Raw genomic sequence first — 8,596 nt, forward strand, 5'->3', positions numbered from 1 at the left:
GCCGCATGCCGGGGCCGTGCTGTCGGGCGGACTGCGGATCATGCTCGACAGCGAGGAGAGTGTCCGTTCGATCCAGCCGGAATGGCAGCCGCCGACCGAGGGTGGGCGTATCTCGCTCGCGCTGCTGTGCGACAGTCCGGCCGAGGTCGACTCGCAGGGATGAGCGCCGCCCTGGCGACCGTTGTCCACACCGGTGAGGTGACCCCGATCATGCGGACGCTCCGCTATGCGCCGCGCTGGCGGCTGCTGCCTCTGCTGGTGCCACGGCCCGGACCCGAATGCGTACCACAGCAGGAAGAGGGAGATCCTCGTCAGCCTGCTTCACATGCCGTGTGATCCTCGCTCTTTCCGGCGCGATCAGTCCGGGTGACCGTGCCCGAACTGGGTTGCCACCATGGCTCATTCGTCCCGCGCCAAGCTGCGAGCCTCCGTAACCGGGGAGCCGTACGCCCGTGCCGTCCAGTGGATCTCCGCGCACGGCCTGCACGACGGTCTCGTCCCGGACACTCAGTCGCCCCTCCCAGCAACTCGCCGAAGCGGCCGTCCTCGCCGCCCTGGCCCGCCCCCGCGTCCTGCCCGTGCTGATGCCGGCCGGCACCCTCTACGCGCTTGAGGGAACGGAGCCGTCGAGCGACCGGCTGATCCTCCGGCCGGCCGGGGACCACGCGGCCGCCGTCCTGGCGAGACTCCTGCCCGCCGAGGCCGACGGCCGCATCTCTGGAGTGCCACTGCTGCGGACGGGCAAGGTCACCAATACGACCATCGCCCTCGGTCTGCCGGGCGCGACCGGCATGGAAGCCGTGCAGCTGGCGATCCGTGCCACGCGCGCACACCGTCAACAGGCCGAACAACTCCAAGACGAGGTAGCTAGGTATCGCCCCGCTGTGGACCGGACACAAAGGAGACGGTGCCGAACTCACCGCGTGGCGGGGCCATGTTCACGCACTCAGTGACAACAAGGCCCTCTGGTCGCGCGCCCTGCGCCGGCCCGCCCTCTTCAGGCCGGCTCATCCCGACTGGGGTACATCCGCTCCCACCGAGGAGTGGCCGGCCCGGTGGACCCGTCGCGTCTTGCGCCCCGCTCGGTGGCCCCACAGCCCGGGCGCCATGGACCGCGCCGCGTACCGATCGTGGCCGTCACAGCGGAAGCCGGAGGCACCGGCGGCACGACCGTCGCGCTCGGGGTCGCGGCCGGCCTGGCCCGGCGCGGCCTGAACACCGCCGTGATCCCGGAGCCCGGAACCCTGGAAGGCCAACTCAGCGAGCACGTCGCCGATGCGAACGATGACTGGGCCGTACTCGCCTGCCCCGCCCCGGGCCGTCTGGAAGCCGCGGCCCGCCAGACCACGACACTGCGTCAGCAGCTGCGCGCCGCGCAGGAACGCGCGGACGTGGTGGTCATCGACCCACAAGACCCGGCCGAGCGGCCGCTCACCGAGCACTACGGCTGGCGCGAGCACAAGCGCCGTCAGTCCTCCCGGCGGATCTGCGTCGAGCAAGCGAATGCAGAAGTACGCCAGTGGCGCCCACTCCAGCGATACACCGGCCGCCGCGGGCTTCATGATCAATCGCGGGGCAGCCCGTTAGCGGGCCAGTAGGTCCTGGATCGCCGCCGTGATCTCCTCGGGTGCCTCCTCGGCCATGAAGTGCCCCGCTCGGGTCAGCCGGTGGTCCAGGTCCGGCGCCCACGCCTTCCATACCGCGGCAGCGTCGTAGCCCAGCTGCGTACCCCAGTCCTGCTGGATGACCGTCACGGGCATGGCCAGCTGCGACCCGGCGTCCAGGTCCGCTTGGTCGTGCGTGACGTCGATGCCCGCCGAGGCCCGGTAGTCCGCGACAATCGACGTCACCGCCGCGGCGCTCGCCCGCAGGTACTCGGCACGCACATCCTCCGGCACGGCGGTCGGGTCGTTGGCCCAGGTGTCGAGGAACGAGCCGAAGAATGCGTCCGCGCTGTTGGCGATCATCGCCTCCGGCAGGCCTGGCGGCTGCGCCATGAGGAAGAGGTGGTAGCCGACCGCCGCCGAGGCGCCGTGCAGGACGTTCCACATGTCGAGCGTCGGCACGATGTCGAGGATGCCCAGGTGCGTGATGGTCTCGGGGTGGTCCAGCCCCGCCCGGAAGGCGACCAGGGCCCCCCGGTCGTGGCCGACGAGGGCGAAGCGCTCGTGGCCGAGGGCCGCCGCCAGGGTCACGACGTCGCCGGCCATGGTGCGCTTGGCGTACACATCGGGACCGGTGACCGCCGGCTTGTCGCTGGCGCCGTAGCCACGCAGGTCAGGACAGATCACCGTGTGCTCGTCGGCGAGCCGCTCGGCGACATGTCGCCACATCAGGTGGGTCTGGGGGAAACCGTGCAACAGCACGACCGGACTGCCGCTGCCGCCGACAGCGGCAGCCAGCTCCACACCGTCCGCACCGGACAGGCGGATGTGATCGAAGCCGGGAATGGTGAGCGTCATGAAAAGGACCGTCTTCTCGGGTGGGGGACTGGACCGGATCAGCCTGGGCGACGGCGATCAGCAGCCGATCAGTACGGTTGGGCGCAGCCGACCCCTGACACAGAGGATGGGGGCATGCGAATCGACGTGCTCGGCGCCGTGCGGGCCTTCCGCGACGACGGCAGTCCGGTTGACCTGGGCGGACCCCGCCATCGCGAGGTACTCGCCCGGCTCGTCGCCGCCGAGGGACGGATGGTCACCACCGACCGCCTTGTCGACGACCTGTGGACCGACCCGCCGGCCCGCGCCGTGGGCGCTTTGCGTACGTTCGTCGCCGCGCTGCGCCGCGCCCTCGAACCCGACCGGCCGCCCCGCGATCCGCCGCAGGTACTCGTCACCGAAGGCCCCGGCTACGCGCTGCGCCTGCCGCGCGAGGACGTGGACGTCCATCGGTTCCAGGACACCCTGGCCCGAGCCCGGCGCACCCCCGACGCGGTGACCGACCTCGGGACGGTACTCGCGGACTGGCGTGGACCCGCTTACGCCGATGTGACCGGCTCCGCATGGGCGCAGCGCGAGCGGACCCGACTGGAGGAGCTGAGGTTGGAGGGGGCGGAACTGCGTGCCCGCAGCCTCCTCGACTCCGGGGAAGGGGCCGATCTCGTCGCCGAACTGGGTGCCCACATCGCCGAACATCCGTGGCGCGAGCCGGCCTGGGGGCTGCTTGCCCGCGCGCTCTACCGCGCGGGCCGCCAGGCCGACGCGCTGGCCACCCTCCGCCGCGCCCGCGCGATGCTCATTGATCAACTCGGGCTCGACCCTGGTGCCGACCTCCAACGCCTGGAGACGGACATCCTCAACGGGTACGTGCCCCCCGAAGGCGCACGTACCGCGTGGACCGGCCATGGGGTCCGTCTCGGCCCGCGCACCACCGTGGATCTGGCCCGCACCCTCGCACTGGCGGGGGGCGACGCCCTCGTGCACTCGCGGCGCGACCGCCTCGGCGCCGTCCAGGCGGCGGAACGCACGGGAGACGTCTCCCTGACCGCCCGGATCATCGGCGCCTACGATGTGCCCGCCATCTGGAGCCGGGCCGACGACCCCGAGCAGTCCCGCGCCGTCGTCGCGGCTGCCGAGCGCACGCTCAGCGCGCTCGACCCCGACGGCCCCGCCGACCTGCCCGCCCGCCTCCTGGCCACGGTCGCCGTCGAGAGCCGCAGCGCCGATCTGTCCAGGACCGAGCTGCAGCGCGCGCAGCAGGCGGCACAGCAGGCCGAGGCGCTGGCACGGGACCTGGCCGATCCCGCCCTGCTGGCGTTCGCCCTCAACGGGGTGTTCCTGCACTCTTTCACCCGCCCCGGGCTCGCGGCGGTACGGGACCGGATCGGCGCCGAGATCCTCGACCTGGCCACCCGGCACGAGCTGCCGAACTTCGCCGTACTCGGCCGACTCGTCCGCCTGCAATCCGCCTCGGCCCTCGGCGACCTCAACGCCGCAACCTCGCACGCCAAGGCAGCCGAACAGCTCGCCGCTACCATCGAGGCGCCCCTCGTCTCCGTCCTCACCGGGTGGTTCCGGGCACGGGTCACAGCCGCCCGCAGCGCCGAACCCGGCGGACCGACCGCCGCCACGGCCGCAGCCCACTACCGCGCTGCCGAGGACGCCCTCCAGACGGCCGGAATGCCGGGGCTGCACCGGGGCCTGTTCCCGCTCGCCCTACTGGGGCTGCGCCTGCTGCACGACCGGCCCGCGCCCACCGACCCGCACCTCGACTGGGGCCCGTACCGACCCTGGGCGCGCCCCCTCGTGCTGCTCGCCCAGGACCGAGTCGAGGAGGCCCGTGCCGCCCTCAACGCGGTGCCCGAACCACCGCGTGACCACATACAGGAAGCGCTGTGGTGCCTGACCGCCCGCGCCGCCGTACGCCTCGGCGAGCGCGGAATCGCCGCACGCGCCGTGGCTGCCCTGCGCAACGCCCGTGCCGAACACGCCGGCGCCGCCAGCGGAATGCTGACCCTGGGCCCGGTGGCGCGCTACCTGGCTGAGGCGGAGGCATGCGCCGGAGCGGGGTAATCGACAGCAACACGCCAACCCCGAGCTCGTGCGCGCCCGCCCCACGGCCCTGGTGTGATCAGGTCTCCAGGGCTCAGAGGGCGTCCGTTGCTGCCGCCCAGCGGTCGGTGACGGTTTCGGCGTCGCACGTGGTGATCCACTGCCCGTAAGCGTTCGCGAAGGCCGTCGTGGCGATCTGGGCGACAGCCTTGGTGGTCCCTGCTGGCGACCGCATCCTGGGTGCGCCGAGCGGTCCGTCCGCAACTCTTGGCAACAGGTGCGACGCTCGGCGATTCTCATAAATGAACAGTTGAGACAGTTCTGAGAGACCCCTGAGTCGTGCCCGGTTTGCCCCGGTGATCGCTCGCAGAAAACAAGGGCGGTCACCGCCCGGCCGTCACGGCAGCGAGGGCTGCCGGGGTGGTGGCGCAGCCGACCGGCTCGACCTGAACGTTGCCTGCTGCGGGAGAACTACCGGGACGCCCCACCCGTGGACGGGTCGGCGACCAAGCGGAAGAGGTCGCGCTTCGGGTTCACGTCGACCGGGATGCTCGTCCCGACTTCGGTGATCTCCTCCCCGGCTACGAGGTGGCTCGTGGTAAACGGCGGCCGACCCGGCACGGTGACCAGCATCCCAACCCTGGTGCAGCGGTCGTCCTCGCCGCACCACATGCGCTGTGCGGACGTGACCTTGCCCATGACGCGCACGCCGGCCGTGTCCAGGTCGCGCCACACGCGCTGGTCCCGCACGGTGCCGACGATGGCCAGGACCAGGATGACCACGGTGAGAGGGATCCAGACGAGGCCGGATACCGGGCTACTCCTGCCAGTCCGCCGTGGCTGCGGCGCGCCCCTGCCACAGCCTCACGCCCGGACCGCTCGGTTCCCACCGGTCGCAGAACTGCCGCAGCTCCTCGCACCGGGTCAGCATGGCCGCTTTGCGGACCGGCCAGGGCGGCACCGTCCCGCTGTAGGCCCGGAAGAAATGACCGAGTGCAATGCGGTGCTCGGGGTGGTGCGTGCGCACGATCCACTCGCACCAGGCCAGATCCTCGACCGGATCTCCGAGGTGGGCGAACTCCCAGTCGACCACTGCGGTGACCTTGAAGGTGTCGGGATCGAGCAGCACGTTGCTGGGCCCGAAGTCACCGTGCACAAGCACCTTCTCCGCCCTGGGAGCGTCTCCCGGCAGCACGCTCGGTGCGGTTCCGCGGATATGGCGCAGCAACTCCCCACAGCTCGCCAAGACGGCCTCTGGTTGACCGGCGGCAAGAAGCTCCTGGCCGGGCGCACCGGCTACGAAGCCAAGTGTGAGCGTGGCCGCCGTCGTTCCATGCACTGGCGGCACGGGCAATCGGCCCTGCAGCCGGGTCAGCAGTGCGTGCTCACGACGGAGCCTGAGTTCAGCTTCGGGGCCCTCGTAGGTTTTCTCCACCACGGTGCCATCGCCGACGGTGCGGTTGGTGTAGCCGTGCTTCAGCGGACGCATCCGCTGATCATCAGACACCGGCAGCTCTCCGGCTACCCCACCCGCGCTTCGCCTCCGTGCAGTCCGCCGGCATCGGTCGGCGCTGTCGAAACTTCTCGTGGACAGAGCCAGCCTGCCGCCTCAGTACTGTGACTTCGCACGACCGACACCGAGATCGAGACCACCGCAGACCTGGTGCGCGACCTGCTGCAGGAGCAACATCCAGACCTTGCGGGACTGGCCATCCGCGAGGTGGCGGGCGGCTGGTCCTCGGCACGCCCCGGTCGTGCCCGTAACACCATCGCCCAGCACCCGCCCCCGAGCACCATCAACTACCCCGCCAATAGGACATATACCTAACGAAAGCGGAATCCAGCACTAGCTGGGCAGCAGGCCAAGGCCTCCCGCGGCGAAGGCGCGGAAGCAGACGTGCGCGACCTGCCGGCGAAGAAGACCACGAAGAAGACGGCCACGAAGAAGCAGCCGGCCAAGGAGGCCGCCGCGAAGGAGACCACGAAGCAGGCGGTGGGGAAGAAGACATCGGGACGCCGACCGCGCCGTGCCTGACCACGGCGGCCGTGTTGTGGCCCGGATCGAGGAACGCTCACGTGGTCCACGGCCGCTGGGCAGCTGTTTCGCCGATCCTACGAGTCGGGCTCCTGGCGCAGGTCCAGGAAGCAGTGCAGTCGTACGCCGGGCTCTCCGGGCTTCCGGGTGGTACGGTCCGCCGGCGCGATGGCCCACCGCGTGGCGAGCAGCTCCTGGACCGCGAACGCGGATGCGTCATCGGCGGCGGCGACGTCCACCATGGCCAGCCCCGGTACTGCCACGTGTGCTTCGTTGATCGGCCTCATGCACGGCATTGCGCGGGGGCGTCGGCAGAAGTTCTCTGATCCTGGCGCCGTCACCCGACCGAGTGCGCCCCGGGGCATGGTGGCGACGGGCTGGCCTCGGCCCTGTTTGACAAATGATCTCTGCGAAGCTGTGGTGTCCGAGGCCAGGGAGAGGCTTATGGGGATTGAGCTGGAACTGCATTCGGGGCGGCCTACGTACAAGGGGTCGTCTCGGGAGACCTTGCTGCGAGGGTCCTACCAGCACGGTGAGGTGTTGGCGAGGGCGCTGAGCACGCTCGACCGGCACGGCTCAGGCAAGCTCGGGTGGGTGGATCCATATGGCGACACGCTGTTCAACGAGCAGGAAACTCAAGTCGCCCGTCAGGAAGTCGGTGTCCTGCACAGCAGTGCACTGACGAGCAGCAGAAGGCGGCTCTGCTTGACCTCGCTGAGCTTCTTGAGGCGTGTGCGGCGACGCCGGGCAGCTACTTGTGGTTCATGGGTGACTAGCCATGCCCGATCATTGATCTTGTGGTGGGTGGAGGTGAGCGGATGCGCGGTCGGCCGCTTCTTCTGCCAACCGTGGGTCGATGGCCCCGCTGGTGGGGTGCTGGCAGGCCGGGCACAGCTCGCGCTGGCCGTTGGAGGTGACGACGGTGCCCCATTCATGGCATTGCATGCAGTCCTGGGCCAGCGAAAGGCCCGGTCGAGGGGCCGGGGCCGGAGGGATGGGCGGGGCTTCGTGAGCCATGCGGTGGGGTCTTCGGCGTGGTGAGTGACGGTCTCACAGCCTGCCAGCATTCGTATCGTATGCCCGTACATGTCCCAAGGGATGGCATGGCTGCCTCCCGCTTGGCAGGCCCGTTCGGGAGCTACCTGAGAGAGGGAGTTCCGGGATGGCGCGGTCTGTCCGGGGAGCAGTCGGGAGTGCTCTGAGTGCCGAGCCTACGGAGAAGACCGCTGCCGGATCCCGTCAGGTCACCTCCCAGATCGCGAAGATGTCCAGCGCCGCCTCGATTTGTGCCTTTGTGTGGCTGCCAAGTTCTCCTGCGAACCTGACGAAGACCACACAGGATCCTGGATCGGCCGCGACGAACAGCGTCAGCCGTACTCGGCCCAACAGCGGGTAGTCGTACCAATCGGACCGTTCGACATCCGTCGTCGGCAGGGCGGTTTCGATGGCCTGCCAGTCCGAGTCATCGAACTCGTATCCCGCAAACCCTGCGACCGATTCACACAGCGGCCGCAGGTTGGTATCGATGATCCAGCCACCGTCGAGAACCTTGTCAGGGCCCAGAGTGGTCATCTTCCACCGTCCGCTCTCGTCCGCCAGGTCCACCGAGGATGGAGCCGCACCTGTAGGTGCATCAGTCCCCAAGGACTACCAGATCAAGTCATAGCTAACGTGTCCTGCGAGAACACAGACTAGGACCGGCACCGGTGCCCGCCGCCTGGGGGAGGTGCTGCGGGTACGCACCCTGTCCCGTCTCGGGGTCGACGTCCGCGTCGGCCACATCGACGCGCCCGGCGGTGTCCTCGCCGTCGCCCCCGACCGAGTCGCTGACTGGCTGGGTCCGCTGCCGGTCGAGGCCCTGCACGGGATCGGCCCCCGGCATGCGGCAGTACTGTGCGACTACGGCATCCACTGTGTCGGCCTGCTCGCCGCCATCCCAGCTGAGACGGTGCAGCGCCTGCTCGGGGCCGCGACGGCCGCACGGCCGACCGGGCCCGCGGCATCGACCCGCGCCCCGTGGTCCTCCGGACGCTGCCCGCCGCCGCGACCGTCCGCCGCGCCTTCGACC

The 8,596-nt window shown here is 70.2% G+C and carries 11 protein-coding genes and 2 pseudogenes; 7 read left to right on the forward strand and 6 right to left on the reverse strand.

Translation table 11 applies throughout. The features are described 5' to 3' along the window. Window positions 1-16: 16 nt before the first annotated feature. The 3 genes from AC5P09_RS43360 to AC5P09_RS43370 all read left to right on the forward strand — a co-directional run bounded on the left by AC5P09_RS43360 (window position 17) and on the right by AC5P09_RS43370 (window position 1,598). The gene (locus AC5P09_RS43360) at window positions 17-163 is read left to right on the forward strand and encodes a VOC family protein (RefSeq protein WP_493879194.1); all 147 of its coding nucleotides are present in this window, start codon (window positions 17-19) and stop codon (window positions 161-163) included. A gap of 289 nt (window positions 164-452) precedes the next feature. Continuing rightward, on the forward strand, window positions 453-953 hold the full coding sequence (locus AC5P09_RS43365) for a hypothetical protein (RefSeq protein ID WP_493879195.1): 501 nt from the start codon (window positions 453-455) through the stop codon (window positions 951-953). 177 nt (window positions 954-1,130) lie between these two features. Further along, on the forward strand, window positions 1,131-1,598 hold the full coding sequence (locus AC5P09_RS43370) for a hypothetical protein (RefSeq protein WP_493879196.1): 468 nt from the start codon (window positions 1,131-1,133) through the stop codon (window positions 1,596-1,598). Here AC5P09_RS43370 and AC5P09_RS43375 read toward each other — a convergent pair. Then, window positions 1,584-2,462 carry an alpha/beta fold hydrolase gene (locus tag AC5P09_RS43375; protein WP_493879197.1) on the reverse strand — a complete coding sequence of 293 codons (879 nt, stop codon included), beginning with the start codon at window positions 2,460-2,462 and terminating at the stop codon, window positions 1,584-1,586. The genes AC5P09_RS43370 and AC5P09_RS43375 overlap by 15 nt on opposite strands. Before the next feature lie 114 nt (window positions 2,463-2,576). On the opposite strand from AC5P09_RS43375, the gene AC5P09_RS43380 reads away from it, so the two are divergent. Continuing rightward, window positions 2,577-4,514 carry an AfsR/SARP family transcriptional regulator gene (locus AC5P09_RS43380; protein WP_493879198.1) on the forward strand — a complete coding sequence of 646 codons (1,938 nt, stop codon included), beginning with the start codon at window positions 2,577-2,579 and terminating at the stop codon, window positions 4,512-4,514. Window positions 4,515-4,587: 73 nt separating this feature from the next. Here AC5P09_RS43380 and AC5P09_RS43385 read toward each other — a convergent pair whose 3' ends face one another. From AC5P09_RS43385 to AC5P09_RS43395, 3 genes are all read right to left on the reverse strand, one after another. Further along, window positions 4,588-4,728: a hypothetical protein gene (locus tag AC5P09_RS43385; protein ID WP_493879199.1), complete on the reverse strand. Its 141-nt coding sequence runs from the start codon at window positions 4,726-4,728 to the stop codon at window positions 4,588-4,590. A gap of 236 nt (window positions 4,729-4,964) precedes the next feature. Further along, window positions 4,965-5,276: a hypothetical protein gene (locus tag AC5P09_RS43390; RefSeq protein WP_493879200.1), complete on the reverse strand. Its 312-nt coding sequence runs from the start codon at window positions 5,274-5,276 to the stop codon at window positions 4,965-4,967. A 34-nt stretch (window positions 5,277-5,310) separates the two neighbouring features. Continuing rightward, complete coding sequence (locus tag AC5P09_RS43395) at window positions 5,311-5,982, reverse strand: phosphotransferase family protein (RefSeq protein WP_493879201.1); 672 nt, start codon at window positions 5,980-5,982, stop codon at window positions 5,311-5,313. Between the two features lie 153 nt (window positions 5,983-6,135). On the opposite strand from AC5P09_RS43395, the pseudogene AC5P09_RS43400 reads away from it, so the two are divergent. Both AC5P09_RS43400 and AC5P09_RS43405 read left to right on the forward strand, forming a co-directional pair. Continuing rightward, a pseudogene (locus AC5P09_RS43400) lies at window positions 6,136-6,234 on the forward strand (phosphotransferase); the annotation flags it as partial. Between the two features lie 156 nt (window positions 6,235-6,390). After that, the gene (locus AC5P09_RS43405) at window positions 6,391-6,528 is read left to right on the forward strand and encodes a hypothetical protein (RefSeq protein ID WP_493879202.1); all 138 of its coding nucleotides are present in this window, start codon (window positions 6,391-6,393) and stop codon (window positions 6,526-6,528) included. 77 nt (window positions 6,529-6,605) lie between these two features. On the opposite strand, the gene AC5P09_RS43410 is transcribed toward AC5P09_RS43405, so the two are convergent. After that, window positions 6,606-6,815, reverse strand: coding sequence for a DUF6207 family protein (locus AC5P09_RS43410; protein ID WP_493879203.1), 210 nt, complete (start codon window positions 6,813-6,815; stop codon window positions 6,606-6,608). A 952-nt stretch (window positions 6,816-7,767) separates the two neighbouring features. Continuing rightward, window positions 7,768-8,100 (reverse strand): hypothetical protein, encoded by a 333-nt coding sequence (locus AC5P09_RS43415; protein ID WP_493879204.1) that lies wholly within the window; start codon window positions 8,098-8,100, stop codon window positions 7,768-7,770. 154 nt (window positions 8,101-8,254) lie between these two features. Between AC5P09_RS43415 and AC5P09_RS43420 the strand changes: the two are divergent. Continuing rightward, window positions 8,255-8,596 (forward strand): annotated as a pseudogene (locus AC5P09_RS43420) (hypothetical protein); the annotation flags it as partial.

It is taken from the genome of Streptomyces sp. a15, assembly GCF_059026085.1.

What these genes read in the sequence shown, in the direction of transcription:
- AC5P09_RS43375 (WP_493879197.1), bottom strand. Translation starts at nt 2,462, where the DNA reads ATGACGCTCACCATTCCCGGCTTCGATCACATCCGCCTGTCCGGTGCG.
- AC5P09_RS43380 (WP_493879198.1), top strand. Translation starts at nt 2,577, where the DNA reads ATGCGAATCGACGTGCTCGGCGCCGTGCGGGCCTTCCGCGACGACGGC.
- AC5P09_RS43385 (WP_493879199.1), bottom strand. Translation starts at nt 4,728, where the DNA reads ATGCGGTCGCCAGCAGGGACCACCAAGGCTGTCGCCCAGATCGCCACG.
- AC5P09_RS43395 (WP_493879201.1), bottom strand. Translation starts at nt 5,982, where the DNA reads ATGCGTCCGCTGAAGCACGGCTACACCAACCGCACCGTCGGCGATGGC.
- AC5P09_RS43410 (WP_493879203.1), bottom strand. Translation starts at nt 6,815, where the DNA reads ATGAGGCCGATCAACGAAGCACACGTGGCAGTACCGGGGCTGGCCATG.
- AC5P09_RS43415 (WP_493879204.1), bottom strand. Translation starts at nt 8,100, where the DNA reads ATGACCACTCTGGGCCCTGACAAGGTTCTCGACGGTGGCTGGATCATC.